The following is a 25747-nucleotide window of genomic DNA, read 5'->3' as shown; positions in this document are numbered from 1 at the left end:
TGCCACCACGTGCCATGCGGCACCCATAGTAAGCACGATGTGTCATGTGTGCCAGGCAAGTCCGGCGAGTTTTCGATTTGCAAGATTGCAGCAGAAAAAACAGGCCCGAACTGCGGCTACTCGAAGCGTGCGGTGCAGTCATCCGTGCTCTGCGGCAAGCATTTTCGCCTCGGATTTCAAGCGATCCCGCCTATTTGTGAGCAGATTCCAGATACTCAGTCATCAGAAAGCATATTTCATATCCCAACTTGATCTCGAATAGCGCTCTGCACCACAAGAACTCGCTTTTTGCCATGTGTGATATCGCATACCCTTGATGGCACAGGCGGTTTCAGCCGCGGAATCGCCTGCACTTCCCGAGGAGGTGTTCACATGGCCCTCGCATTCACCACGTGGTTGATAACCAGTGACGTGACTCCCGAAATCGCCCTGCGCTCAACTACTTCCGAACACGAGTGGGAATTGAGTTGGCTTCCGGACCGGCCGCTGAGCTTCGAACAGGCCGTCAGCGGCATGGTGCTGGACGAGATCCTGAGCGATCCCGCCCTCGCCGACGGTGAACTCGCCCTGGAACTGGCCGCCATCCGGGCCGCTGAACTCGGCACCACCCTGCGGGAAGTCGTACTGCGCCTGTCGATTCGGATGGCACAGCGCGATCAGCTCCGCAGTCAGGAGAACCTGTGTATTCCGACGCCACACTCCGATGTCAACGCTGCGGCTGGACCGGTCACATCGCGGCCGGGCACCGCCCCGGCTGCGCACAGCCGCTGCCTCGGATCGCGGCAGTGCCGCTGCCGACCGCAGGCTACCGCCGGTCGAGCCTGACCGGGACCGTCACCGTGGATCCGAGACCGATGGAAATGCCGGTGCTGCAACCGTTCTGGTTCCTGCTCGCCACCGCCGCGCTCTTCCTGGAGGGCCTGCCGCCGTTCTCACGCGCGATCATGACCGCCACGGTCGGCGCGGTGGCGGCGGCAGCGCTGCTCGTACATGTGGTGGCGGGCGCGCGCATCGGGCTCATCTCGCGCCTGGCCCGGCCGTTCGCGCCGATTCGCTGGCGCACCGGTATGCGCCTGCGCATCACCGATGACGCGGGCGTGCGCTGGACACTGCATTTCCTGCCCTGGTTCGGCACCGATCTGCACAGCGGTGATCCGGCCTTCGCCGAGGGACATCGGAGCCGGACCGGGGAGTTCCGGGCCTCCACCGTCACCAATATCCGCACCGGCAGCAGGCATATCAGCCGCTGGGCCATGTCCTCCATGACCGCGGCCACCTGCCTGGTGCTGATGGCATTGCTGATCGGCACCACCAGAGCCTGACCGGGTGCCGGGCGGTGGTGGCGCGGAGGGGACATCGCCACCGCCCGGTGGTCACGCGATCATGGTCAGGCGGAACGCGATTCGGCCGCCACCGGCTCGGCCTTGCGAACCCGGCGGCGGAACCGCAGGATGCCGTCCTCGATCGCGCCCTTGCGCAGCATGGCGCGGTCCCGGAAGTAATTGTTGATCACCAGCCACGGACCGCGGGTGCCCTGGCGGGGCATGACACCGTCGCCGCGCTGGATGTATCCGGAGGTGAGCGCGCCGCCCATGAGCGAGGCCTCGGAGCGATCGCCCTCCTCGGGCACGGCCACGACCTCGGTGTAGCCCTCGGCCTTCATATGGTTGAGCAGGCGGCAGAAGTACTCCGCGGCCAGATCGGCCTTGAGGGTCCAGGAGGCGTTGGTGTAGCCCAGGATCACCATGAGGTTCGGGACATTGCCGAGCAGAGCGCCCTTGTACGCCACCAGATCTCGCGTCGCCAACTGCTCACCGTCCACCTCGAGGGTGGCCCCGCCCAGCATCTGCACGGTCAAACCCGTTGCGCTGACCACGATATCGGCGGCCAACTCCTCGCCCGAGCGCAGCTTGATGCCGTTCGGGGTGAAGGTCTCGATCTGATCGGTGGCGATGGACGCCTTACCGCTGCGCAGCGTCTTGAACAGATCACCGTTGGGCACCACGCACAGGCGCTGATCCCACGGGTTGTAGGACGGGGTGAAGTGCCGCATATCGATTCCGGAACCGATCTGGGCGCGCACCGCGGCCAGCATGAGCTTGGCGGACAGCTTCGGATTGGTCCGGGACAGTTGGTAACTCGCGCGCTGCAGGGCGATATTGCGCGCCCGGCCCGCCCGATAGGCAATGGCGGCAGGCACTTTCGCGAGTTTGAGGCCGACCGCGACCGGATCGTTGGCGGGCAGCGCGGCGATATAGGTGGGCGAGCGCTGCAGCATGGTGACGTGCGCGGCCTTATCGCTCATGGCCGGGATCAGCGTGATGGCGGTCGCGCCGCTGCCGATGACCACCACGCGCTTACCGGTGTAGTCGAGGTCCTCGGGCCAGTGCTGCGGGTGGATGATCCGGCCGGTGAAGTCCTGCTCACCCGGGAACTCGGGACGGTAGCCCTTGTCGTAGTCGTAGTAGCCGGTGCAGCCGACCACGAAGTTCGCGGTGTAGGTCTCGGTCTCGCCGGTGGTCTCGTTCAGGGCCTGCACGGTCCAGAGGCCGGCGGCGCTGTCCCAGCTCGCGGTGGTCATCTTGCGGCCGAAGCGAATGTGCTCGGTGACGCCGTATTCGGCGGCGGTGTCCTCGACGTACTGGCGGATATGCGGCCCGTCGGCGAGCACCTTGGTGCCGATCCACGGGCGGAAGCCGTAGCCGAAGGTGTACATATCGGAGTCGGAGCGAATGCCCGGGTACTTGAACAGGTCCCAGGTGCCGCCGATGGCGGTGCGGCGTTCCAGGATCAGATAGCTGCGACCCGTGTTCTCCCGGGTCAGATGGCAGGCCATGCCGATACCGGACAGGCCCGCGCCGATGATCAGTACGTCGACATGCCGCGTCATTGAGGTACTCGCTTCGTCTGTTCATGCCCGGGCTCCGTCGTCCGGGTTTCCCGCATGTTATCTGTTATCCATAGTAACGTCTACTCTGACGCTGGTTCAGGACCAGAAAACCGGGTGCAGACCCCAGGCGGCGAATTCCTTGGCCACGCATTCACGCAGGGCTTCCCTGTTCGGGAATCGATCGGGATCCGCGCCGGTCACCGCCAGGGTGACGGTTTCGCCATCACTGGACCAGGAGAGATTGAGACCCACCTCGACGCGGCGGAAGAGTTCGGTGTCATTGGTGCACACCACCGGGCGCATGAGCACCGAGCGGGCGCGCACACCGGCGAAGTTCGCCACCGTCTGACCGGTTTCGCCGAGATTGGTGCACAGGCATTCGGGAGCCTTGGCGGTGCGGGAGAAACGGTCCAGCACGAATTTGGGCAGCATCATCTGCACCGGTTGCAGATGCTGGAGCGCGGGCGTGGTCGCCGGATCGGCGTAGGCACGCGCGGCCTTCTTGATGGCGGCGCGCACCTGCGCGAGATCGGTGAGCTCACCCGCGCGGTAGCGCACGGCGATGGGCAGGCCCGTGGTGGCGTTGCCGCGCGGATCGTCCGGAAGGCGCATGGAATGCGGAATGTCCACCCGCACCTCGGCGCCGTCGGCAATGCGCCCGGTGCGGCCGAGGATGCCGACCGCGACCCCGACCATGAGGCCGTTGGCCGTTCCCTGGTGCGCGGCGGCGACCGTATTCCATTCGGCCAGGCCGACTTCCACCACGAGACTCGCGGCGGTATGCCGGTCCGGCAGGTCGAGGGCGGGTTCGGCCGGGCGTGGATTGCGCGCCGGTTCCTGGACATCGCGAGCGGCGAAGGCGGCGCGAATTCCCTTCGCGGCGGCGCGCAATTGACCGAGCGCGTCGGCGAAGTGACTGCGGTACAACCCCGTTGACGGCAGGTCGCCGACGAGACGGCCGGAGCTGGTCGCGATATCCACCGGCGCACCGGAATCCAGGCGGTCCAGGGCATCGCCCACCGCGTAGAGGACCGCTCCCCCGTCCGCGCCGACATGCGAGGTGACCAGGGACAGCAGCATGCCGCCGGTATCGGTCGGGGCGGACGAGAGCCGCCACACCCGGCCCACCGAGGGGTCGAAATCGACGCGGCTCTGGTCGAAGAACCAGTCCAGCACGCCGTCTTCCGGAACCCGCTCGGACTGCGACGCCAATGGAATGGACTGCGCGGCGGGCACCCACCACGGGCGGGCGAAGGGCACCGCCGTGGTGCGCACCCGCCGGGCCAGGAAGCCGTGCGCCAGATGCGCGTGAAAGCGTTCCAGCACAGCCTGATCCACGGGTTCGTCGAAACGCCAGGCCAGCTGATTGACCAGGGCGTTGCCATACAGGGCGTGCAGTTTCAGGAACAGATCATCGTCTGCGGTCAGCCGGTTCATCCCGGATCCTCCGAATCAGCGATTGCGTAGCGTGCGAACGGTCAAGGGGGCGAACACGATCGCGACGATGAGCGCCGCCGCCACCGACCACATCAGGTCGCCGCCCACGCGGCCCTCATCGGCGAGGGTGCGCACGGCCGCCACCAGATGTGAGACGGGGTTGTAGTCCGAGACGTGCCGCAGCCAGGTCGGCATGGCCGCCACCGGCACCAGGGCATTGGAGGCGAAACTCAGGAAGGTCAGCACCAGCATCGACATGCCCTGTACCGCGGCGGGTTTGGCCACCGTCACGCCGATGAAGGCGAAGATCCAGCTCAGCGCCGTGGTCGCGAGCACCACCAGTAGCGCGCCCAGCACCAGGCCACCGGGATGTTCAGGGCGGTAACCCATTCCGAAGCCAACCACCAGCACCATGACCGCGGCGATCACGTACCGCGTGGCCCCGGCCACCAGCGCACCGGTGACGGGTGCGGACCTCGCGATCGGCATGGCGACGAAGCGATCGAAGACACCGGACCGAATGTCCTCGGACAGTTGCACTCCCGTCGCCACCGACGAGGTGAGCACGATCTGCACCAGCACGCCCGGTATCAGGGTCGGCAGGTAGGCGTGCATGCTGCCCGCGATGGCGGTGCCGAACACACTGCCGAACAACAGCGGCCCGATGATCGGCAGCAGCACCGCGTCGTACAGCAGTTGCGGACTGTGCCGGAAGGTCAACATGCCGCGCTTGGCCATGGTCAGCGACTGTCGCAGCGCCGCAAGCGGTCCCACGTGCCGGACGGTGGGCTTGCGCTCGATGCGGGCCTCGGGTTCGGCGGTCACGGGGATCTCGGTGAGGACGGTCATGCGTGGGTCCTCCTCTCGGTGCGGGTGCGGGGATTCGGTGCGGCGGAAGAGGTTCGGGCCGTCATGCGGACGCCCTCCGCTCGGGTTTGCGGGTGAGGGTGAGGAAGACCGAGTTGAGGTCGGGGCGGTCGACGGCGAAGCCGCGCAGTCGGATTCCGCTGTCGCGGCAGGCGGTGATGACGTCGGCGGCGCTCTCGATATCGCGAAGCGGAACCGAGAGGGTGGCGGGGGTGTCACCGTGCAGCGGGGTGACGCCGACGATGCGCTCGACCGCCGCGTCCGCCAGGGAACGCTGGGCCGGATCGACCAGGTCGATGCGGAGCATCTCCTCGCCGAGCGACGACTTCAGTTCGGCCGCCGTGCCTTCCGCGACCACGGTGCCGTGGTCGATGACCGCGATGCGGTCGGCGAGCGCGTCGGCCTCCTCCAGATACTGGGTGGTGAGCAGGATGGTCGCGCCGCGGCCGACCAGCTCGCGCACGATGGTCCACATGCTCTCGCGGGTGTGCGGGTCCAGGCCGGTGGTCGGCTCATCCAGGAAGATCAACGGCGGCAACGTGATCAGGGTCGCCGCCAGGTCCAGACGGCGGCGCATACCGCCGGAGAAGGTGCCGACGCGGCGGCGGGCGGCGGCGGTCAGCTCGAACTGTTCCAGCAGTTCCTCGGCGCGGCGGGCGGCGGCGCGGCGGGTCAGGCCGAGCAGCTGGCCGAACAGGCGTAGGTTCTCCAGTGCGGTCAGGTTCTCGTCCACCGCCGCGTACTGGCCGGTGAGACCGATCATGGAGCGGACGGCGGTGGCATCGCGCACCACATCGTGGCCGAAGACGCTGGCCGTCCCGGAGTCCGGGCGCAACAGGGTGGCGAGCATTCTGACGGTGGTGGTCTTGCCCGCGCCATTGGGGCCGAGCAGGCCGAATACCGTACCGGCCTCGACCCGCAGGTCCACCTTGTCGACCGCGGTCAGCGAGCCGAAAGTCTTTCCCAGCGACTGTGTTTCGATTGCGAGCTCGGAACTCATCGAGTATCTCCGATCCTGATGGCAGCCATATCGCCCGGCAGCGCTGCCGGATCGGTCGTGGATGGGACTGAATTCGCCCGGGGTGCGCCGGAATCCACGTCGGCGGGGATCAGTGCGTCGATGACATCGGCGGCCCGGGCGACCCCGTCATCGCGGAACCGCAGACCGTAGGCCGAGGCCCGCAGCGTGACGGTGGGCTCGGTGGCGCGAATCAGCGCCTGCTCCAGGCGATCCGCCGACAACTGTGTGAACGGCAGCGTGGAGCCCAGCCCGAGCGCGGTCAACTGCCGACCCCAGTAGGGCTGATCGGCCTGCACCGCGCAGATCACCGACGGCACCCCGGCCCGCAGCACGGCGGCGGTGGTACCCGCTCCGCCGTGATGAATCGCCACCGCACACCGCGGCAGCACCGCACGATGATCGACCTGCGCCAGCACCGCCGCCTCCGCGCTCAGCTCGGGCTCGAACATGCTGCCGGTCAACAACACCCGGCGGCCCTGGCGACGGCACACCTCGCGCACCATGCCCCGCACCGCCTCCGGATCGGCGACGGGCATGGACCCGAATCCCGCGTACACGGGCGGCTCCCCCGCCCGCAGCCACTCGGTCAACGGCTCGGGAATCACCCCGACAGCACCCGGTGCCGCCGAATCACCCTGTGCGCCTGGCACAACCGGAAACCCGACGACGGGCGCAGCGCCGAGCTCATCCGCCAAACCGGGAAAGAGCTCGATGTCATATGCCTGAATAGCGGTCCGCGGCGCGACTTCATGGGCCGTGGAGCGACCGAGGGTGCGGCGCAGGGTATCGATCTCCGGGGCGAGCGACCAGGCGCGGGCCTTGGTCAGGGCCAGCCAGCCCAGCCGATTCATCGCGCCCGGTACGCGATGACCCCAGGGTGCGGGGGCCACCGGAACAGATCGATTCGGCAGGATCGGGAAGAAGTGCATGGCGGCCAGTGGAATTCCGCGCGATCGCGCCACCTCGGCCGCGATCTCCTCGCACGCCATACCGGTGACGAGGACGTCGGCGTCCTGCGCCATGGCGAGCAGATCGGCCGCCGCCTCGGCGAATCCGCGCCGTTGCAGATCCACCAGGGCCTGAAGTCGCCGAACCGGACTCCAACTGGAGAAGCGGTGGTCGTGCTGCTGCGCCCGCAGCAGCGCGGCGCTGTCGACACCGAACGGCGCTGCCGAAACACCGTTCCCGGCAACGAATTCCACCAGGTTCGGCGAGACAGCCACGGTCACCTCATGGCCGCGCGCGGCCAGTTCCCGGCCCAGCAGCGCCCCCGGCTGCGCATCACCCCGGCTGCCCGCGAAGGCCAATAGCACCCTCACGGCTCAGCCCTGCGCCGCAACCGGAACCCGCTGCACCGCACCATCATTCGCGGCATCCACGGAGTCCGTCGCGGGGAAATCCGTCACCTCGCGAACCAGGTCACCGGTTTCCGCCAGGGCCGCCGATTCGCGATCCACGAAGCTCGCACCACCGAATTCGCGCATGGCGCGGGTGAATTCGGTGAGGAACCGGTCCATTTCGTGAGCGGGGAAGGCGGCCGGGAAGCGGGTGGACAGGCGCAGGCCGTCGGCCGCGCGAACAATCCAGAAGAAGACCTCGTCGCCGGAGTAGGACTCGGCGCGCAGGGTGTGGCCGCGCAGGGATTCGACGAGTTCGTAATCGGGCAGGACGCGAATGTCCAGGAAGGAGATGCCGAAGCGGGGGCGGTCCTCGCAGCCGAGCAGCTCCAGCGCGCGGGTCCAGGTGGCGTCATTGGCGACCTTGGAGCGGCGCAGGGTTTTACGGGTGGATTCGAGGGCGTTGTCCAGATCCAGATCCGGGGACAGTGTGATGTCGATGGGGACGACATTCACGAACCAGCCCATGGATTCGAGCCATTTCAGATCCGGGCGGGTGGCGATCGGCATGATCGCCCGCATGGAGATGTAGCCGAAGGCCCGCCGGTAGGCGATGGCCAGCGCGGTGAATACCGCCACGGACAGCCGGTGTCCGCGCGCGGTGACCATGGTCTCGATGCGTTCGAGTTCATCCAGCGGCAGCAGCTTTCGCGAGACGCTGGTCTGCGGCAATTCGGAGGGATTACCGCTGCCCGCGGTGATGGCGGGTTCGAAGCGCGGCAGCATGCCGCCGGACCCGTCCAGGAAGGTGCGCCACAGTCGCACGGCCTCGCACTGCGGGGTGAGCGCGGCGGCGGTGCTGCGCTCCAGGGCCGCGAAATCGGCGGAGCTGCCGAAGGTCACCGATTCGCGCACGGGTTCGCCCGCCACCACCGAGCGATACAGGGTGCGCAGTTCCAGGATCACGATGGCCTGGGAGTAGGCGTCCATTACCGAGTGGTCGGCGGCGATCAGCACGGTGAAGTCGGCGCTCTCGTGTTGCACGGTGGCGAGCAGGCAGTGCGGCCACACCAGTGCGGACAGTCGCGATTCCAAAGCGTCGCAGAGGTATTCGGTGATGGCACCGGGGGTGGTGAGCTCGGGCACCGGTTCGTCGGCGACCGCGACCGCCTCCGGTGCGCACACCAGTCGCCGCGGTTCGGAATCGGTGTGCCGATCGAGCGTGGTGCGCAGACCTTCGTGCCGGGCATGCCACAACCGCACGGTCTCGCGCCAGTGCTCGGGTTCGAAGGCCGCGTCCATTTCGAAGATGGTGCCGATCCAGCGGCCGCGGCCGGGCTTGGGATCGGTGGCGTCGGTGTCCAGGCAGTGCCGGACATGCACACTGGTGAAGGGCCGGGGATCGCCCGTCCACTCCTGTCCGGCGGCCAGTTCCGGCCGCCACAGCGTCAATGTGCCCGGGCGCAGGGCGAATTCGGAAAGATGTGTGTATTCCATATCGATGTCCTCATCGAATTTCATGCCCGGCGGTGAGGGCGTAGGGATTCCGTAAAATTCCACGCCCTTCAATTCACGTCTGGCGAATTGAAAGCTATTGACTTACTTCACACCCGAGGAGCCCGCACCCGCTGCGGCACTTCCGGATCCGAGGGCCTGCGCGAGCGTGCCGCCCGCCTGTGCCGAACCACTTGCCGCGCCACTGCCGGTGCCCAGCAGGCTCAATACCGATCCCGGTCCCGGGACGAGTCCGGCCAGCGAACCCGCGGCGGAACTGCCGGTGCCGAGTGCTCCGAGAACGCCGGCTCCGGTCGAACTGCCTGTTCCGGCGGCCGCGCTACCGGAACCGAGCGCTGGAAGAACGGACTGAACAGGGGCGGGAGCGGTCGCATCGGCGGGAGGCGGGATATCGCCTCCCGCCGGTGCGGCGGTAGCCAGGGCAGGCGCGATGAATGTCAGCGCGGTGCCCGCACAGCTGGCGGCAACCCGGATGACGATACGTGCGTTCATGGCCTGAAATCCTTTCGAACCTTCATCAGTTGGAGCGGTGCGCCGAAACGGCGGCTCGGCTGACGAGCAGTTTGAGAGAGCGGCGGCGACGCTGCCGGGAATGCGCCGAGTCGGGCGCGAACCAAGAACATCATTGTTACCAGATGGATGCAATACACCGGCGTGCAAACAAATGGTTAACGGAATGTTCCCGTGCACTTCTACTGTGTGCCAGACCACTGAAAGCCAATTTTGCCCAGTCATTCACTTTCAATGGTTTTCACCGCGCGGAATTAAACCCCGGAGCGCACAATCCCCCGCTCGCCTGTCGCGGCGAACGGGGGATTGCGGGGTAGCGGTGTGACCGAGGTGCGTCAGGAGTAGATGGCCGCGACCTCGTCGGCGTACTTCTCAAGCACCACAGCGCGTTTCAGCGACATCTTGGGTGTCAGCTCACCGGTTTCCTGAGTCCAGTCGGCGGACAGAATGCGAATCTTCTTGACCGCCTCGGCCTTCGAGACCTTCTTGTTCGAATCCGCCACCGCCGCATCGATTTCCGCGACCAGAATCGGGTTGACGGTGAGATCCTCGATGGTGGCGTCGGCGGGGATGTCGTTGCGCTGCCGCCAGCCCGGCAGCGCGTCGCGGTCCAGGGTGATCAGCACACCGACGAACGGCTTGTTATCGCCGACGATCATGCACTGCCCGATCAGCGGATGCGCGCGCAGCGTGTCCTCCATCGGCGCGGGCGAGACGTTCTTGCCCGCGGCGGTGACGATGATTTCCTTCTTGCGGCCGGTGATGGACAGGAAGCCGTCCGAGTCGAGCGCGCCCAGGTCGCCGGTGTGGAACCAGCCGTCGGTGAAGGCGTCGGCGTTCGCGGCGTCGTTCTTCCAGTACCCGTCGAAGACGACCGAGCCTTTGAGCAGGACTTCACCATCGTCGGCGATGCGCACGGCATTGCCCTCGATGGGCACGCCGACGGTGCCGACCCGCATCTGCGACACCGTGTTCACCGTGACGGCAGCACTGGTCTCGGTCAGGCCGTAGCCCTCGAAGACCGGAACGCCGATACCGCGGAAGAAATGGCCGAGCCGCGCACCGAGCGGACCGCCGCCGGACACTGCCCCGGTGCACCGACCACCAAGGGCCGCACGGAGTTTGGAGTAGACCAGCTTGTCGAACAGCGCGTGTTTGGCCCGCAGCACCAGTCCCGGGCCACCGGTCTCCAACGCCGTGCTGTACGCGATGGCGGTATCGGCGGCCAGATCGAAGATCTTGCCCTTACCGCCGTCATGCGCCTGCTGGCGCGCGCCGTTGTAGACCTTCTCGAATACGCGCGGCACCGCCAGGATGAAATCCGGCTTGTACGAAGCGAATTGGGTGGTGAGCGTGGTCCAGTCGGAGGTGTGCGCGACGGTCACCTTGGCGGCCAGCGAGCCCACCGCGATGGCGCGGGCGAAGACGTGCGCGAGCGGCAGGAACATCAGCGTGGTCTTGCCCTCGGCCAGCAGATGTCGCAGCGCGATCTTGCCGGAGATGGATTCGGCCAGCAGATTCGACTGCGTCAGCACCACGCCCTTGGGACGCCCGGTGGTGCCGGAGGTGTAGATGAGCGTGGCGGGCGATTCGGCGCGCACCTGGGCGCGGCGCTCGGCGATGGCGCTGTCCGGCACCGACTTTCCGCGCTCGATCAGCGTATCGATCGCACCCGCGTCCACCCGCAGCGTCTCGCCCAGATCGGGCGTGCTGATCTCGGCGACGACGGCGGCATGCCGCTCGTTCTCGACGATGAGCAGTCTGGTGCCCGAATCCGAGAGGATCCACTGCGCCTGATCGGTGGCGGAGGAATCGTAGATGGCCACGGTGCACGCACCGGCGGTCCAGATGGCGTAGTCGATGAGGGTCCACTCGTAGCGGGTGGCGGACATGAGCGCCACCCGATCCCCCGCTTCGATACCGGAGGCGATGAGTCCCTTGGCCACCGCGCGCACCTGCGCCGCGAATTCGGCCGCCGTCACATCGCGCCAGCCGGAGCCCTCGGGGATCTGGAACGCCACGAAATTCGGCGAATCCCGCTCCAGGTTGTCGATGACATCGGTCAGCGCCGCACCCTCGGCGATGGTGTAGGACGCCTGCACCTCGAACTCGCGCCCTGCAACCGCGGTGGAACCCATCTGTTACGACCTCTCTGCTGCCGGTCCCCGTGTCCGGCACGCGGGCACACTCTCGCATGACCCCCGAAGCAGGGCCAACTCACAATGCTGGAGCCCTGCGCGGTGGATCACAATGTGCGGGCGAACACCGCACACATCACCCGAGTGTGCCGCAGACCATTCCCATCAGTGGGAGCGGGCGGCCACGACCATGGCGTCGAGCCGCGCGCCCAGCGCGTTGACCCGGTCCCGCAATGCCTCGATGTCCTCGATCGGCAGCCCGACCGATTCGAGTACGGCATGGATCATGTGCTGGGCCGCGACCCGCAGTTCGGCGCTGGCGGCGCTGGCGCGCAAGACCAGCGCCCGGCCATCGGAGGCACTGCGCTCACTCTCCACCAGACCGTTGGCGGTGAGGCGCTGTACCAGCGGTGACAGCGTGCCGTAGTCGAGGTGAATATGCTCGCCGAGCTCTTTCATGGTGATTCCGGGACGTTCCCACAGCGTCAGCAGCACCAGGTACTGCGGATAGGTGAGATTCATATCGTCCAGGAAGGGACGGTAGGCAGCGGTCATGGACCGCGACGTGGAGTACAGCGCGAAACACAGCTGAGCGTTCAGCGACAGAAGCGCGTAGTCGATCTCCTCGTCCGCTCCGGCCCGGTGCCCATCGGGTGCGGAAGGCGGATTTTCTGACATTACTGCACTGTACTGCGCACGGTGGCGAGAACGGCGTCGGTGGCCGAGCGGTCCCCGACGGTGATGCGGATACCGGTCGGATAGCGCTTGACGTGAATCTCCGCACCCGCCAAGGCGGCCGCCACCCGATCGATATCCGGCTCGGGCAGGGTCAGATACGAGAAGTTGGCATAGCTGTCCGGCACCGACAGACCCAGCTCACGCAGTCCGGCGGTGAGGCGATGCCGATGCCCGGCGATCACGCTCACCCGGGCCGCGATCTCCGGCTCGGCCGCATAGCAGGCGCGCACGGCGACCTCGGCGAGCGCGTTCATCCCGAAGGGCAACTGCCAGCGGGCGATTCGCTCGATCAGCTCCGGATCCCCGATGGCGTAGCCGACACGCAGCGCGGCGAGTCCGTACGCCTTCGAAAAGGTGCGCAGCACCAGCAGATTCGGATGTCGGTCGACCAATGCCAAAGCTTCGATGCGATCTTCGCCGGGGACGAAGTCCACATACGCCTCGTCCAGCACGACGGGGACCGTCGCGGGCACCCGGTGCAGGAACTTCTCGAATTCCCGTGGCGTGATCAGTGCTCCGGTCGGATTGTGCGGGCTGCACAGCACCACCAGCCGGGTGCGCTCATCGATGGCGTCGGCGATCGCGTCGAGGTCCTGCCGTCCGTCCGGGGTGAGCGGTACGGTCATCGGCCGCCCGCCCGACATGGTGGTCAGGATCGGATACCCGTCGAAGGTGGGCGTCGCCATCACCACACCCGCACCGCCGGAACCGAATTCCTGCACGATATGCATGATGACGCCGGTCGCCCCGGCCCCGACCACGATGCGATCGGCGTCCACCCCGAGCCGCTCGGCGATCAGCCGGGGCAGCCGCTGCGGCAGGAACTCCGGATACCGATTCGCCGAGGACAGTGCGCGCGATAGCGCCTCACGCACCGAAGCCGGTGGCCCATAGGGGTTTTCATTGAGTTGCAACTGATGCCCGAGCGGGGCCAGGGGTGCCATCGCGTCGCCTCAGCGCCCGCCCCAGCGCACCGCGGCGGCGGCCGCGAAATCGCCGGCGTGCGCGAATCCGGCGAACATCACCAGCGATCCGGGTGCGGCGCGGCCCTCATCGATCGCGCGATCGAAATTGACGGGAATGCCCGCGCCGAACAGGTTTCCGCATTCGTCGAAGGTGTCCGGATGCTTGTCCTGGGGCAGCAGCAGCGCATCGCGCCAGTTGCGCAGGAACGCGCGGTTGGGCTGATTGGTGACCAGCAGATCCAGTTCGCTGCTGGGGACGCCGAGCCGCTCGCACACCGCGTGCGCCACCTCCGGCACGATCCGATTGCCGCGCCCGAGCACCTTGGCGATCTTGGATTCGGTGAAGCCGACATGCATCTGGCCCGGCCCGGCCTCCCAGTACTTGCGCGGCGGATCGGCCAGCACCGTCATCTCACCCGCGAACTGCGGCAGATGCCGGGTCTCGATATCGAGGATGGGCGAGATATCCGACTTCACCAGCAGACCCGCGCCCGCACCGTCACCGGGTATGGCGGCCTGCGGTTTTCCGCGCACCTGCTCCTGGGTGAAGATCTGCCCGGCGGCGTTCTGAATGGTGACGATGAGCGCGGCCTTGGCATCGGTGCTGACCAGGATCTGCCGGGCCAGCTTCATGGCGTGCACGAAGGCCGCGCAGCCGCCATTGTGCAGATCGATGAGCCATTCGGGATTGATGCCCAGGCGCGCGGCGACCTCGCCTCCGTTGCCGACGATGCCGGTCTCCGGGAGCTGGGTGTGCACGATCAGAACATCGATGTCCCGCAACACATCTCGCCCGTGTCGGTCCAGCAGCGGGGCGACGGCGCGCTCTGCCATATCGGCGGGCGTCTCACCCGGCGCCACGTGATGCCGGAACTTGGGCGATTTGAACATGATGTTCGCGGTGACGTCCTCTGCATCGGCGTACTGCGCGAAATAGTCTGCGGGAACGACGGTTTCAGGCAGGTACCCGGCGACGTCGAGCAGGCTGACGGTAGCTGTGGTCATGATTCAGTCCATCCATTCGGGCTTGATCGGCTGGCCGTTGGCGTGCCGGTGTTCGCAAATGGCTTTGAGATTGCGCAGTTCCAGCAGATGCCCGGCGGCGAAGAGGTGCCAGAAGTCGCCGACCCATACCGGGCGGCCCTCCGGCGCGGTCGCGGGGTAGGCGTTCTCGTCGTAGAACGGGTGGTGACAGTTGGTCCACAGCACCACCGAACCCGGCTTGTTGAGCACCTTCTGCGCGTCCACGACCCGCATCAGGTAGATCATCCACAGGTGCTCACCCTGATCCCAGGCGCAGTGGTAGTCCACGGTGCGGGTCTCGCGGCTGGATTCGGTGCGGGTGTAGATGCGGGTGTGCGAGCCGATGCGATCGTCCGAGACCCACAGGTCCGGGGTGTCGGTGCGCTCGAAACCCCGCATGCTGTAGGTCCATTCGCACAGGCTGCGGGTATCGGAGAGGTACTCGAACACCTCGTCCGGCGGTGCGTCGATGTATTCGTTGACGGTGCAGTACTCGCCGAATATCTCATCGTGCGGGTACACCGCCCGGGTCATGTCCAGGACCATCGGCATGCCCTCCTTGAGGGACATGGTCTCGATGCGATACACGCCGGGGACGTCGAGATGCGGTACCTCGACCGGTTCGGCCTTGATGGTGTCGGTCATGCGCGGGGCTCCTTCAGGAAGGGGGCGAAGGGAGGGAGTTCATCTGGATCACACAGGATTTCGATGAAGACCGGGCCCGCCTCATTGCGGGTCTTGTCCAGAGCGTTGTCGAATTCGGCGAGGGTGCTCGCGGTATAGGCGGGCAGCTGCGGGAACATGGCCGCCACCCCCGCGCCGATCTCCGCCGGGCGGAAGCGGTTGTAGCTGTAGTCGCCCGAGTAGTAGAGCTGTTCGCGGGTGACGCACATGGCGTGCGCGTTGTTGTTGAAGATCACGAAGGTGACCGGGGCCTGATATTCGACGGCGGTGTGCACCTCGTTGCCGTGCATGAAATACGAACCGTCACCGGCGATTACGAAGGTGCGGCGGCGACGGCCGAGCGCACAGCCGATACCGGCGCCGAAGGAGTAACCCATACCGCCCATGCCGAGCGCGATCAGGAAGCGCCCGCCGTCGGGAACGGGGAGGTGATGCACCACCGCCGCACCGGTATTGCCCGCATCGGCAACCACATCGGTGCCGGGTTCCAAGCGCGACGAAATCGACTGTACGGCATCGCGATAGCGCACGCCGGGCCCGTTCGCGGGCGGCGGCGACAGCACCGGCAGCGCGTCCCGAGCGGGCTGTGCCGCCCCGACTCCCGGCCGCGAAGCACGCGCGGACAGCTCCAGCAGGCGGCGGCGCGGCGATCCGGGCACACGCACCCGCACCGGTACGAACGGCTCGTCCTCGCCCAGATGCAGCACCCGGGGGCAGGCGGCCAGCGCCTCGTCCAATCCGGCGCGCGCGGTCATCGACAGCGGCGTCCCGGCCAGTACGCATACCGCGGCGGCCGCGACCAGCTCCGGCGCGTGCGGATGCCCCATGATGCCGGTGACACCGGCGAAACGCGGATGCCGGTTCGGGAAAGCGTCTTTGGCGTCGGGGGTGACCAGCACCCGGGCATCGAGGGATATCGCCAGCGCGGCGAGTTCGGCGCGGGCGTCGGCCCGCGCGATCTCGGGTCCGGCGATGATCACCGCCGGACCCTGTCCGGCGGCCAGCGTGAGCAGTTCGGCGGCCTCGGCGAGCTGCCCCGCGGCACGCACGTCGACCTGCCAGGGCGCGGGCACGGGATCGGCCTCGCGATATACCGGCCACGAACCACCGGGCGCTATGGCCGCCTGAATATCCTTGGGCAGCAACAATACCGCCGGACCACCTGCGAGCGCGGCCTCGATGGCTCGCTCCAGATCGGCGTGAATATCCTGCGGCCGTGCGACTTTCACGCACGAGACGCTGACCGCTCCGAAGATGCGCTCGGCATCGAGCCGCCCGTGCCCGCCGCTGGTGTCCTGGAACGCACCCCGGCCTTCCAACCCGATCGGCGGCTGACCGACCAGCGCCAGCACCGGCACCCGCGAGTCGTAGGACTCGGTAAGCGCCGCAAGCAGATTCATCGCTCCACCGCCGGAGGTGGCGGCGACCACGCCGAGCCGATTGGTGGCGCGGGCATACCCGTCCGCCATGGTGGCCGCGCCGAATTCATGTTTGGCGACAATGCCGGTCAGCAGATCGGGGCGGCGCTGGACGGCGTCGTACAGGTCCTCGATATTGGCACCGCCCACGCCGAACAGGTGATCGGTGTAGGCGCCGAGTCGCGCGACGATGACGTCCGCGACGGTCTGAACGGCTGCTCCGCGTTCGCTCACGATCCCCCGTTTCGATATACATTGCCCGCGATACATCGTCCACAATGTATCCACGGACGCCCGTCCCAGACAATGTGTCACAGGTCACAGGATTGCTTGAAAAGTGCTGGTAGCCAGCGATTTTGGCGTGTAGGGACGCCGCCGAACGGATCTCGGTGGCGCTGCGACCCGAATGCGGTGGCATTCGAGTCGGCATCTCGCCCGCAACCGGGATTCGATCGACTCTTCAGGACTAACGGTTCAGACCCCGCGCGGGTTCAATCTAGGTCCCGAGCGCCCGAAAGCAAGTCCGAGCGCGGTATTCACCGGAACCTTGTGCCCGGAACCAATGGCACCGCACCGGTTCTGAGCCCCGGCACATGGACAGGGCCCCGCTCCCGGGCCTAGTTAACCCGGCTCGCGACGGGGGCGGGCCACACCGCGAAGGGGATATGGCCGGTGGCGGCGCCGTCCGGTGCGAGCAGTCTGCCCATACGTTTGAGGGCACGCAGGGTTAGCTGGCGCTCGGTAATGTCCAGATTCGGGAAACTTTGCAGCAGACGGTTTTCCAGGAGGATGCATTCGTGCTGCGAGCGCAGCCAGGCGATGACCAGCACATTGCTGGCACCGGTAGCGGCGGCGCAGAGCCGGATCTCGGGCCAGTGCGCGAGTTCGGCACCCAGCGCGTCGAGTTCACCGGCGGGCAGCCGTACCCACAGGTTGGTGTTCACGGTCCAGCCCGCGGACTGCTGAGCGAAGTCGCAGCGAATCTGCAAACGACCCGAACCTGTCATATCCGCGAGGCGTCGGCGCACGGTTGTCTCACTCAGTCCGGTGTCGGCGGCCAATTCGGCGATACCGCGGCGGGCGTCCGGTGCGAGCGCGAGCATGAGTTCGATATCCCCGGCGCGGACCCGCGAGGGTGCGCGCGGATGCCGCTGCGCATCGGTCAGCAGGGTGCGCTGCACCGGATCCAGCGCGCCCGGCCGCCAGTGCCCGCCCTCGATATAGATGCGCAGTCCCACCGCGACCCGCACGTCCAGCACACCGGGCAGCGCGGCGAGTGCGCGCACCGCGAAATCATCCAGCGCGCAGGCGTCTTCGGCGGCGACCGACAGATTCAACTGGTAGCGCCCGCTGGTGCGCTCCACCGAGAAGACGCATTCGTACGCGCAGATCCGATCGGACAGCATCGCCACCGCATCGGCCCGGCAGTGCATGCGCACGTAGCCGATGACCGCGAACTCCGGCGCGTACGCCGTCATCCACGCCAGCCCGGTCCCGCGCAGCCGCGCCCAGCGCCGCGCGACCGTGGTGGCGTCCACTCCGAGCGATGCGCCGATCCGCGTCCACGAGGCGCGCGGATTGATCTGCAACGCGTTGACCAGATCCAGATCCTGCTCCCCGAACCCCGCGGCGATCCCCCGGGCCTCGGCGGGTTCGATCCCGGCGCGACCGCCGCCGGTGGCGGAATCCGGCGGGAGTTGATCGGAAATGGCGTTATCCAGCGATTTCGCCATATCCTCGGCCATGGGGGCCATTGTGGCATTTCGCCACGCCTCCACGTTGTGAAGGGGCAGGAATGCCACGCACCACCCGGATAACCGTCATGCTGTTGTTCGCGGCCTGGGTTGTCGACTACATCGACCGGACCGTGATCAATTTCGCGTTGCCGTCGATCGGCAAGGATCTGGGGTTGGACCACACCCAGCAGGGTCTGCTCATCTCGGTGTTCTTCCTGGCGTACGCGATCGTGCAGGTGCCGGGCGGGCTGCTGGCGGACCGCTACGGGGCGCTGAAGGTCGGCACCATCGGGCTGATCGCATGGTCGGTCTTCACCGGATTGACCGCCGTCGCATGGTCTTTCGCGGTACTGCTGGCGATTCGCTTCCTGTTCGGACTGGTGCAGGGCGTGTTCCCGGCCGCCGCGATGAAGGCGCTGGCCGAGCGTTCGGTCCCCGAGCAGCGCACCACCGCGACCGGCTGGACCAACTCCTCGAACGCGGTCGGGATTCTGGCGGCGGCGGTGATCTCCGGCATCCTGTTGCCGACGGTCGGGTGGCGGATCATGTTCGCGCTCATCTCGGTGCTCGGTGTGGCGGTGATCATCGCGTGGCGCAAATGGATGCCGGAACCGCTGCCGCAGGACGCGACCCAGGAGAACGAGGAGCTGTCGGCGGCCGAACGGCGCGCGGTGCTGTTCTCCCCCGCGCTGCTCGGCTACGCCGCCATCTTCTTCGGCTATGACGTGCTGGTCTGGGGTGTCACCGCGTGGACGCCGACCTTCCTGCAGGAGGAGCGCGGGGTATCCATGACCCTGGTCGCCGTCGCGGCGGTGCCGTCGACCCTGGCCGCGGGGGCCGGTGTGGTGCTGGGGGCGCGGTTCTCCGATCGGCTGGGCGGACGGCCCCGGGTGATCGTGGTGCCCGCGATGGCGTTCACCGCGGTCATGCTGTTCGTACTGCCGCGCACCGAGCCGTTTCCGCTGTTCGTGGTGGTCGGCACCGTGATGAGTCTGGCGGCCGGGCTGGCGTTCATGCCCGCGTTCTCGGTGCCGCTGCGGGCGTTGCGCAGCGCGTATATGGGCGCGGCCAGTGGTGTGATTATTTTCGGCGGTCAGGTGGCGGGTGTGCTCAGCCCGCTGCTCTTCGGGGTGGTGACCGACCACGTCTCTTACACAACGGCTTTCGAGATCATGGCCATCGGACCGCTGCTCAGCATCGTGGCGGCGTCGCTGGTCCCGCAGACCGCGGACGAGTTCCGGGCGAAGGTGGCCCGGCGCGCGCCGGCGGTCGAACCGACGAAGGAGAGTCTCCCGTGACCACCACCGATACCGCTGTCGCACAAGCGATATCCGAGCACTGGCAGCAGGTCTACCGGCAGTTGCACGAGCATCCGGAACTGTCCGGCGAAGAGCACGGCACCGCGAGTCTGGTGGCCGAGCAACTGCGGAAGCTGGACGGCTGGGAGGTGACCACGGGCGTCGGCGGCACCGGCGTGGTCGGCGTACTGCGGGGTGCCCCGGGACCGGTGGTTTGGCTGCGCGCGGATATGGACGGGTTGCCCGTACAGGAGGCCACCGGCCTCGAATACGCCTCGCGCACAGCGGGAGTCATGCACGCCTGCGGCCACGATACGCATGTGACGGCGCTGCTCGGCGCGTGTGCGCAGCTGTCCCAGGATCGTCCCGCCGGAACCGTGGTGGCGATCTTCCAGCCCGCCGAGGAGACCGGCGCGGGCGCGCAACGCATGGTGGACGATCGGGTGCTGGAACGCTTTCCGACCCCGGGCATCGTGCTCGGCCAGCATGTCGCGCCGCTGCCCGCCGGACTGGCGATCAGCAAGAGCGGGCCGATCATGGCCGCCTCGGATTCCATTCGGGTGCGGTTCACCGGGCGTGGCGGGCACGGTTCGCAACCGCATCTGGCGGTGGACCCGCTGCTCATGGCGGCCAATTTCGTGGTGCGCATGCAGGCGCTGGCCGCCCGGCAGGCCGCGGTGCCGGCGAGCCCGGTGCTGGTGGCGGGCGCGCTGCACGCGGGCACCCGGCCCAATATCATTGCCGAGACCTCCGAAATCCTGCTCACGCTGCGGACTTTCAGCGATTCCTCGCGGGCGGCCATGCTCGACGACATCACCCGTCTCGCCGCGAGTGAGGCCGAGGGCGCGGGCGCGCCCGTCCCACCGGAGGTAACCCCGTACGACCCGTTCCCGGTGACGGTGAATACCGACGGCGCGACCGAACGCATCATGCGGACGCTCACCGACGGCGGGGTCCCGGTCATGCCGCTGACCCATCCGCTCACCGGCAGTGAGGATTTCGGGGTCTTCGGCACCGCCGCGCGGTGCCCGTCGGTGTTCTGGCATATCGGCGGTATCGACGCGGCGCGGTTCACCGAAGAGGATCAGGCGCTCATGCTGGCCGAGCACACCATTCCGCCGCGCTTCCCCTCCAATCACTCCCCGCGCTTCGCACCGGACCCGGCGCAGACGCTGCCCGCGATGATCACGGCGATGGTGGTCGCCGCGCGCTCGGAACTCGCTCGCGCATAAATCCTCGCGCATAAATCACCGGCCCCTTCATTCCGGCGAGAGGGTTCAGCAGGACCGGGTGCCGCGGGTTCGGCGCGGGTCGTCCCACCCGGTCCTGTTTCCGCGCGCGTACGCGGCGGTGGATCAGGCTGCGCGGGTGGCGCTTTCGGCGCGGACCGCGGTGGATGCCGCTCGGGTCACGGCGGGCAGCAGGAGCGACATCAGGGTCATATCGATGGGCAGGCGGGCCAGGTCGAGGCGGTTGTGCACGAAGCCGACCGAGAGGCCGGAATCGGGGTCGGCCCAGCCGCCGGAGCCGCCCAGGCCCATATGGCCGAGGCCGCGGGGTGCTCCGACCGTGGGGAAGGGGTGATAGCCGAGGTGCCAGAAGGTGAGGCGGTTCGGATCGGGGCTGGTGTTGGTGGAGCGGATCAGGGCGCGGGTGGTCCGTGAGGAGAGCAGCCGGGTGTCACCGCGGTTGCCGTCATTGGCGAGGGTGGAGTACACACTCGCGATCGCGTCGGCGGTGAAAACGCCGGTGGCTGCGCCATTTTCGGAGTACGACAGTTCGGGAATCGGTCCGCGCACGGCCTGCTCCCCGCCGTGGAAATGCATGGAGCTGATCACCTTGCCCACCAGCGGGACCCGGACCGCGGCGAGGGTGATCGGTTTGCCCAGGCGGCTTCCGGCGGCATCGAGGCTGGGACCGACGAGGTCGGCGACCGGGGTGCCATCGGACGGGCGGCCCAGATGTATGCCCGTAATGCCCAGCGGGTCGGCGATTTCGGCGCGATAGAGCTCGGCCATACCCTGACCGGTGACCGCGCGGCACAGACCGCCGAGCAGCCAGCCGAACGTCACCGCGTGATAGACGGGCAGCCCGCGGGTCCAGTCCGGGGTGGCCGCCGCCAGGCGCTGTTCCATGAGCAGGTGATCGAGCACATCGCCGGGCGCGCGCACCACGCGGCGCAGATCCGAGAGCCCCGCGCGATGCGCGAGAACATCGCGCACGGTGATGGAATGCTTTCCGCCCGCAGCGAATTCGGGCCAGTACGCGGCGACCGGCGCGTCGTAATCGAGCAGTCCGCGATCCGCCAGCCGGTGCACCACCAGCGAGGTGATGCCCTTGGTGGTGGAGAAGGTCAGTGCCGTGGTGTCCGCCTCCCAGGGGATATCGCCCGCGGCGTCGGCGGTGCCGGTCCAGACGCGCACCACCGGTTCACCTCTCAGATGTACCGAGAGCGCACCGCCGGTGCGCACGTAATGGGTGAACAGGCGGGCGAAGGCGCGAACGGGGGCGGCGAAGCGCGGGTCCGCGGCGCCGCGGATTCCCTCGGGCAGAGTCAGCGTGGCGGTCGGGGTCAGCATGGCGGGCAACCTCATTGTCGGGCCGGAATTACTGGTCGAAAGTGATGTGCAGGTCGTCGGATTCGGGCAGGGTCTGGCAGGCCAGGGTCAACCCCATGGCGAGTTCCTCGTCGATGAGGGCCTCGTTCATCAGCATGCGCGTCCTCCCCCGCTCCACGCGACAGACACAGGTTCCGCAGGCGGATTCCCGGCAGACATACGGTGCGTCGATACCGTGCTCGAGCAGGACGTCCAGCAGTTTGCGGCCATGCGGCCACGCGAGTTGGTGTGTCTGCCCGTCGATATCGACCCGCACGACGGCGGTATCCGCGTTCGATGGCGCCGCGGTTGTGACCGCCGCCGCCGCGGCCGTGACCGCCGGTGCGGGTTGCTCGAACGGGTTCTCCGTCAGCGAGCGGTATTCCTCCTGGCGGATGACGCGCTCGGATATCCGCAATTGTGCCAGGGCTTGCCGGGTAACCATAGTGAACCCGGCCGGGCCGCAGAGGTAGACCTCATAGCCGCGATAGGGTTTGGCCAGTCCGGCCAGCCCCCGGGCGGTGGGCAGACCCCGCTCGGATTCCAGCCAGTGCAGCACGGTGAGCCTTCGCGGATACCGCTGTGCCAGCTGCCGCAGCTGTTCGGCGAAGATGACCGAGGACCGATCCCGATTGGCGTACAGCAGTGTGATTTTCGATCGGCCCAGGAACAACGCCGATTTCAGGATCGACATCACCGGGGTGATCCCGCTGCCCGCCGCGCACAGCAGCAGATCCCGATTCCAGTTGCGCGGCACGAAGTTTCCGGCGGGTTCGAGCACGGTGACGATCGATCCGGCCTCGATATTGTCGCAAATCCAGTTCGAGGCGTAGCCGTCCGGCGTGCGCTTGACCGTCACCGTCGGGCGGTCGCCGCAGTGCGGACTGCTGGAAAACGAATAGCAGCGGGCCACCGATCCGGTGCGGTCGCTGGGCACCTGAAGGGTCAGGAATTGTCCCGGGGAATAGGCGAATCGGCGGCCGAGATCCTCCGGGATATCGAAGACCAGCGAGACCGCCTCGGCGGTCTCGCTGACGACCTCGCGCACCTTGATCCGGTGGGCGCGTGCGTTCATCCGGCTCTCCCCGAGCCCACGGACACTTCGGGCGGCACCTGGTAGCCGATTCGATTCAGCAGCCAGGCACCCGCGGATTCGATGCGCTCCATCGAAATCGGCTGGGTCATACGGCGATTGACGCCGGGCGCGAGGCGCAGCATGAAGTAGCCCAGCCACGCCTCGGTGCGCACCGGCACCACCGCCAGATCGAAGCGCACCGCGCGCACCACCGCGCGGGCCACCAGATCCGGGCTCAGCGGCGAGAACGGCAGCCGTTCCGCGAAATCCTGTACCTGCCTGGCGATTTCCTTACCGCGCTGCACCAGCGCCGGATCGACGCCGACGGTGATGGCGTGATCACCGATATTGGTGTTGATCACCCCTGGACAGATGGCGCTCACACCAACGCCTTTCGGCGCGAGTTCGAGCCGCAGGCATTCGGTGAGCATCTTCACCCCCGCCTTGGACACCGAGTAGGCCGACATGACCGGGGTCGGCGTGAAGGCGGCGGCCGAAGCGATATTGACGATATGCCCGCGCTTGCCCTCCTCGATCATCTGTTTGCCGAAGGCACGGCAGCCGTACACCACGCCGAGCAGATTGACCGACAGCTGCCGTTCCCAATCCTCGGGCTCCAGATCGAGAAACGCTCCGCTGACCAGGATTCCGGCATTGTTGACCAGCACATCGGGCACCCCGAGATCGGCGTGCACATCCCGGGCGAAGGATTTCCAGGCCGCCGGATCGGTCACGTCCAATTGCATGGCGACGGCGCGACGTCCCTCGGACTGGATCTTGGCGACGGTGGCCAGCGCGGCGTCCTTGTCGATATCGGAGACCACGACCTGCGCGCCGCCGCGCGCGAAGCGCAAGGCGACCGCCCGCCCGATACCGCTGCCCGCACCGGTGACCACGACCAGGCGCGGCCGGATGTCATTGAGTTTCACGAGACCTCCTCGGACAGGGCCGCGATATCCGCCGGATGCGGTGCGCCCGTGCTGTACCGGTACACGTCGAGATCGAAATGCCGGTTCTGCCAATACATCTCGCCGTGCGTGGACGGCCGGAACGGGGAATCGCCCTTGTTGTCGATGTAGTAGGTGTTCGAGCCCGCACAGACCGGGGTGAACAGGAAGTTCTTCCGCTGCCGTTGCAGGCACCGCTCGAAATACTCGTCGTGCACTTCCTGCCGGATCTCGATCTCGGTGGCGCCCCGGCGATTCGCCTCCGCGATGGCGCGGCTCAGATGTGCGGCGGTGGCCTCGATCATCCAGATATAGGAGCCGAGCACGAAGCCGTACGGCCCGGTGATGGTGAAGGCGTTCGGGAAACCGGGCACCGAAACACCCTGGTACGACTGGTACCGGTGCTCATCCCAGAATCGCTCCAGATCGAGCCCGCGCCGCCCGCGCACCGGGAAGGGCGGGATCGCGCCCTTGTCCCAGAGCTTGAAACCGGTGGCGCAGATGAGCACATCGATCTCGTGCTCGGTGCCGTCCGCGGTGAGCACACCGCGTTCGGTGATGCGCTCGATGGAATCGGTGACCAGGCTGACATCGGACCGGTTGAACGTCTCGAGGTAGTCATTGGACATGGACGGCCGTTTACAGCCGAGCCCGTACCGCGGGGTCAGCTTGTCCCGCAGCACCGGATCGTCCACCTGACTCCGCATCCATCGGCGAATCGGCCCCTCGGCCAGCCGCCGCCCGGATTCGGTGAGCCAGGGCGGACCGACCACCATTCCGCTCATGGCCAGTTCGGTGCCCAGATTTCCCGCGATGCGCAAGGCGGAGCGAATCCGCCTGCGGCCCAGTAGCTGTCGGCCGAGCACCCCGATCTCGGCGTCGTTCTTCGGGAATACCCAGATCGGGGTGCGCTGGAAGACCGTGAGGTGCCCGGTCTCCTCGACGATCGCCGGGATCAATTGCAGCGCGGTCGCACCCGTGCCGATCACCGCGACCCGCTTACCCCGCAGCGAGACATCGTGATCCCACATGGCGGTGTGCACCAGGGTGCCGCCGAAATCGTTCAGCCCCTCGATATCGGGCATCTTCGGTCGTTCCAGACCGCCGATGGCCAGCACGATATGCCGTGCGGTGAGCTCATGCCCACCGTCCGAGGTCAACCGCCACAGGCTGTGCTCGTCATCGAATTCCGCCGCCACGATGGTGGTGTTCAAGCGCAGTTTGGATCGCAGCCCGTACTTGTCGACCATGCTCTCGGCATAGTCGCGAAGTTCACTGCCGGGTGCGAAGATCCGCGACCAGTCGCCGCGCTGCTCATAGGAGAAGCTGTAGATGAACGAGGGAATGTCCACCGCCACACCGGGATAGGTGTTGGCATGCCAGGTGCCGCCGACCCGATCCCATTTATCGACGATGACGAAGTCGTGAATGCCTTTGCGCTGCAGCGCGATACCGGTGCCGATGCCGCCGAAACCAGCCCCGACCACGATGACCTCGTGATCGGGACGAGTTCGGTCCGGCGCACCCTTGTCGCCGAAATTGTTCATCCGT

General features: G+C 67.2%; 23 protein-coding genes. 5 read left to right on the top strand and 18 right to left on the bottom strand.

The features are described 5' to 3' along the window. The first annotated feature begins 48 nt into the window (after positions 1 to 48). The 3 genes from AB0L82_RS00625 to AB0L82_RS00615 all read left to right on the top strand — a co-directional run bounded on the left by AB0L82_RS00625 (position 49) and on the right by AB0L82_RS00615 (position 1322). Entirely contained in the window at positions 49 to 252 is a 204-nt protein-coding gene (locus AB0L82_RS00625; RefSeq protein WP_364628872.1) for a hypothetical protein, read from the top strand. Positions 253 to 372: 120 nt separating this feature from the next. Then, a complete protein-coding gene (locus AB0L82_RS00620) occupies positions 373 to 825 on the top strand; it encodes a hypothetical protein (protein WP_364628869.1) in 453 nt (150 codons plus the stop codon). After that, positions 786 to 1322, top strand: coding sequence for a hypothetical protein (locus tag AB0L82_RS00615; RefSeq protein WP_364628866.1), 537 nt, complete (start codon positions 786 to 788; stop codon positions 1320 to 1322). Before AB0L82_RS00620 ends, AB0L82_RS00615 begins: the two co-directional genes overlap by 40 nt. 65 nt (positions 1323 to 1387) lie before the next feature. On the opposite strand, the gene AB0L82_RS00610 is transcribed toward AB0L82_RS00615, so the two are convergent. From AB0L82_RS00610 to AB0L82_RS00545, 14 genes are all read right to left on the bottom strand, one after another. Then, positions 1388 to 2890, bottom strand: coding sequence for an NAD(P)/FAD-dependent oxidoreductase (locus AB0L82_RS00610; protein WP_364628863.1), 1503 nt, complete (start codon positions 2888 to 2890; stop codon positions 1388 to 1390). A gap of 96 nt (positions 2891 to 2986) precedes the next feature. After that, the gene (locus AB0L82_RS00605; RefSeq protein WP_364628860.1) at positions 2987 to 4327 is read right to left on the bottom strand and encodes a hypothetical protein; all 1341 of its coding nucleotides are present in this window, start codon (positions 4325 to 4327) and stop codon (positions 2987 to 2989) included. Positions 4328 to 4342: 15 nt separating this feature from the next. Next, positions 4343 to 5176: an ABC transporter permease gene (locus AB0L82_RS00600; RefSeq protein ID WP_364628857.1), complete on the bottom strand. Its 834-nt coding sequence runs from the start codon at positions 5174 to 5176 to the stop codon at positions 4343 to 4345. Between the two features lie 61 nt (positions 5177 to 5237). Beyond that, positions 5238 to 6194 carry an ATP-binding cassette domain-containing protein gene (locus AB0L82_RS00595; protein ID WP_364628855.1) on the bottom strand — a complete coding sequence of 319 codons (957 nt, stop codon included), beginning with the start codon at positions 6192 to 6194 and terminating at the stop codon, positions 5238 to 5240. After that, on the bottom strand, positions 6191 to 7534 hold the full coding sequence (locus tag AB0L82_RS00590) for a glycosyltransferase (RefSeq protein ID WP_364628852.1): 1344 nt from the start codon (positions 7532 to 7534) through the stop codon (positions 6191 to 6193). Before AB0L82_RS00590 ends, AB0L82_RS00595 begins: the two co-directional genes overlap by 4 nt. A 3-nt stretch (positions 7535 to 7537) precedes the next feature. Then, positions 7538 to 9049 (bottom strand): condensation domain-containing protein, encoded by a 1512-nt coding sequence (locus AB0L82_RS00585; protein WP_364628850.1) that lies wholly within the window; start codon positions 9047 to 9049, stop codon positions 7538 to 7540. Positions 9050 to 9151: 102 nt separating this feature from the next. After that, complete coding sequence (locus tag AB0L82_RS00580; RefSeq protein WP_364628848.1) at positions 9152 to 9559, bottom strand: hypothetical protein; 408 nt, start codon at positions 9557 to 9559, stop codon at positions 9152 to 9154. Between the two features lie 353 nt (positions 9560 to 9912). Further along, positions 9913 to 11715, bottom strand: a complete 1803-nt coding sequence (locus AB0L82_RS00575) for a long-chain fatty acid--CoA ligase (protein WP_364628846.1) — start codon at positions 11713 to 11715, stop codon at positions 9913 to 9915. A gap of 165 nt (positions 11716 to 11880) precedes the next feature. Further along, complete coding sequence (locus AB0L82_RS00570; RefSeq protein ID WP_364632703.1) at positions 11881 to 12270, bottom strand: MarR family transcriptional regulator; 390 nt, start codon at positions 12268 to 12270, stop codon at positions 11881 to 11883. 122 nt (positions 12271 to 12392) lie between these two features. After that, positions 12393 to 13397 (bottom strand): aminotransferase class I/II-fold pyridoxal phosphate-dependent enzyme, encoded by a 1005-nt coding sequence (locus tag AB0L82_RS00565; RefSeq protein ID WP_364628843.1) that lies wholly within the window; start codon positions 13395 to 13397, stop codon positions 12393 to 12395. A gap of 9 nt (positions 13398 to 13406) precedes the next feature. Continuing rightward, the gene (locus AB0L82_RS00560) at positions 13407 to 14423 is read right to left on the bottom strand and encodes a 3-oxoacyl-[acyl-carrier-protein] synthase III C-terminal domain-containing protein (protein WP_364628840.1); all 1017 of its coding nucleotides are present in this window, start codon (positions 14421 to 14423) and stop codon (positions 13407 to 13409) included. Between the two features lie 3 nt (positions 14424 to 14426). Next, positions 14427 to 15086 carry an SRPBCC family protein gene (locus AB0L82_RS00555; protein ID WP_364628837.1) on the bottom strand — a complete coding sequence of 220 codons (660 nt, stop codon included), beginning with the start codon at positions 15084 to 15086 and terminating at the stop codon, positions 14427 to 14429. Next, positions 15083 to 16777, bottom strand: a complete 1695-nt coding sequence (locus AB0L82_RS00550) for a thiamine pyrophosphate-binding protein (RefSeq protein ID WP_364628835.1) — start codon at positions 16775 to 16777, stop codon at positions 15083 to 15085. Before AB0L82_RS00550 ends, AB0L82_RS00555 begins: the two co-directional genes overlap by 4 nt. 383 nt (positions 16778 to 17160) lie before the next feature. Continuing rightward, entirely contained in the window at positions 17161 to 18288 is a 1128-nt protein-coding gene (locus tag AB0L82_RS00545) for an Lrp/AsnC family transcriptional regulator (protein ID WP_364628832.1), read from the bottom strand. A gap of 50 nt (positions 18289 to 18338) precedes the next feature. Between AB0L82_RS00545 and AB0L82_RS00540 the strand changes: the two genes are divergently transcribed. Together AB0L82_RS00540 and AB0L82_RS00535 are read left to right on the top strand one after the other, a co-directional pair. Next, positions 18339 to 19577, top strand: a complete 1239-nt coding sequence (locus AB0L82_RS00540; protein ID WP_364628829.1) for an MFS transporter — start codon at positions 18339 to 18341, stop codon at positions 19575 to 19577. Next, positions 19574 to 20809, top strand: a complete 1236-nt coding sequence (locus tag AB0L82_RS00535) for an amidohydrolase (RefSeq protein ID WP_364628827.1) — start codon at positions 19574 to 19576, stop codon at positions 20807 to 20809. Before AB0L82_RS00540 ends, AB0L82_RS00535 begins: the two co-directional genes overlap by 4 nt. Before the next feature lie 123 nt (positions 20810 to 20932). Here AB0L82_RS00535 and AB0L82_RS00530 read toward each other — a convergent pair whose 3' ends face one another. The 4 genes from AB0L82_RS00530 to AB0L82_RS00515 are packed head-to-tail and all read right to left on the bottom strand — an operon-like array spanning position 20933 to position 25743. Then, positions 20933 to 22156 carry a serine hydrolase domain-containing protein gene (locus AB0L82_RS00530; RefSeq protein ID WP_364628825.1) on the bottom strand — a complete coding sequence of 408 codons (1224 nt, stop codon included), beginning with the start codon at positions 22154 to 22156 and terminating at the stop codon, positions 20933 to 20935. Positions 22157 to 22184: 28 nt separating this feature from the next. After that, positions 22185 to 23249, bottom strand: a complete 1065-nt coding sequence (locus AB0L82_RS00525; RefSeq protein ID WP_364628822.1) for a ferredoxin--NADP reductase — start codon at positions 23247 to 23249, stop codon at positions 22185 to 22187. Next, positions 23246 to 24178, bottom strand: a complete 933-nt coding sequence (locus AB0L82_RS00520; RefSeq protein WP_364628819.1) for an SDR family NAD(P)-dependent oxidoreductase — start codon at positions 24176 to 24178, stop codon at positions 23246 to 23248. Before AB0L82_RS00520 ends, AB0L82_RS00525 begins: the two co-directional genes overlap by 4 nt. Next, entirely contained in the window at positions 24175 to 25743 is a 1569-nt protein-coding gene (locus tag AB0L82_RS00515) for an NAD(P)/FAD-dependent oxidoreductase (RefSeq protein WP_364628817.1), read from the bottom strand. Before AB0L82_RS00515 ends, AB0L82_RS00520 begins: the two co-directional genes overlap by 4 nt. Positions 25744 to 25747: the final 4 nt, after the last annotated feature.

Source organism: Nocardia sp. NPDC052001, assembly GCF_040680615.1.
In the GTDB taxonomy this organism is placed as follows: domain Bacteria; phylum Actinomycetota; class Actinomycetes; order Mycobacteriales; family Mycobacteriaceae; genus Nocardia.
This window is presented reverse-complemented; position numbering and strand designations above follow the sequence as displayed.

Bases quoted from the DNA above. Each gene is read 5' to 3' on its own strand.
- AB0L82_RS00620 (WP_364628869.1), top strand. From the start codon at position 373: ATGGCCCTCGCATTCACCACGTGGTTGATAACCAGTGACGTGACTCCC.
- AB0L82_RS00610 (WP_364628863.1), bottom strand. From the start codon at position 2,890: ATGACGCGGCATGTCGACGTACTGATCATCGGCGCGGGCCTGTCCGGT.
- AB0L82_RS00605 (WP_364628860.1), bottom strand. From the start codon at position 4,327: ATGAACCGGCTGACCGCAGACGATGATCTGTTCCTGAAACTGCACGCC.
- AB0L82_RS00600 (WP_364628857.1), bottom strand. From the start codon at position 5,176: ATGACCGTCCTCACCGAGATCCCCGTGACCGCCGAACCCGAGGCCCGC.
- AB0L82_RS00595 (WP_364628855.1), bottom strand. From the start codon at position 6,194: ATGAGTTCCGAGCTCGCAATCGAAACACAGTCGCTGGGAAAGACTTTC.
- AB0L82_RS00585 (WP_364628850.1), bottom strand. From the start codon at position 9,049: ATGGAATACACACATCTTTCCGAATTCGCCCTGCGCCCGGGCACATTG.
- AB0L82_RS00580 (WP_364628848.1), bottom strand. From the start codon at position 9,559: ATGAACGCACGTATCGTCATCCGGGTTGCCGCCAGCTGTGCGGGCACC.
- AB0L82_RS00575 (WP_364628846.1), bottom strand. From the start codon at position 11,715: ATGGGTTCCACCGCGGTTGCAGGGCGCGAGTTCGAGGTGCAGGCGTCC.
- AB0L82_RS00570 (WP_364632703.1), bottom strand. From the start codon at position 12,270: ATGACCGCTGCCTACCGTCCCTTCCTGGACGATATGAATCTCACCTAT.
- AB0L82_RS00565 (WP_364628843.1), bottom strand. From the start codon at position 13,397: ATGGCACCCCTGGCCCCGCTCGGGCATCAGTTGCAACTCAATGAAAAC.
- AB0L82_RS00560 (WP_364628840.1), bottom strand. From the start codon at position 14,423: ATGACCACAGCTACCGTCAGCCTGCTCGACGTCGCCGGGTACCTGCCT.
- AB0L82_RS00555 (WP_364628837.1), bottom strand. From the start codon at position 15,086: ATGACCGACACCATCAAGGCCGAACCGGTCGAGGTACCGCATCTCGAC.
- AB0L82_RS00545 (WP_364628832.1), bottom strand. From the start codon at position 18,288: ATGGCCGAGGATATGGCGAAATCGCTGGATAACGCCATTTCCGATCAA.
- AB0L82_RS00540 (WP_364628829.1), top strand. From the start codon at position 18,339: ATGCCACGCACCACCCGGATAACCGTCATGCTGTTGTTCGCGGCCTGG.
- AB0L82_RS00530 (WP_364628825.1), bottom strand. From the start codon at position 22,156: ATGCTGACCCCGACCGCCACGCTGACTCTGCCCGAGGGAATCCGCGGC.
- AB0L82_RS00525 (WP_364628822.1), bottom strand. From the start codon at position 23,249: ATGAACGCACGCGCCCACCGGATCAAGGTGCGCGAGGTCGTCAGCGAG.
- AB0L82_RS00515 (WP_364628817.1), bottom strand. From the start codon at position 25,743: ATGAACAATTTCGGCGACAAGGGTGCGCCGGACCGAACTCGTCCCGAT.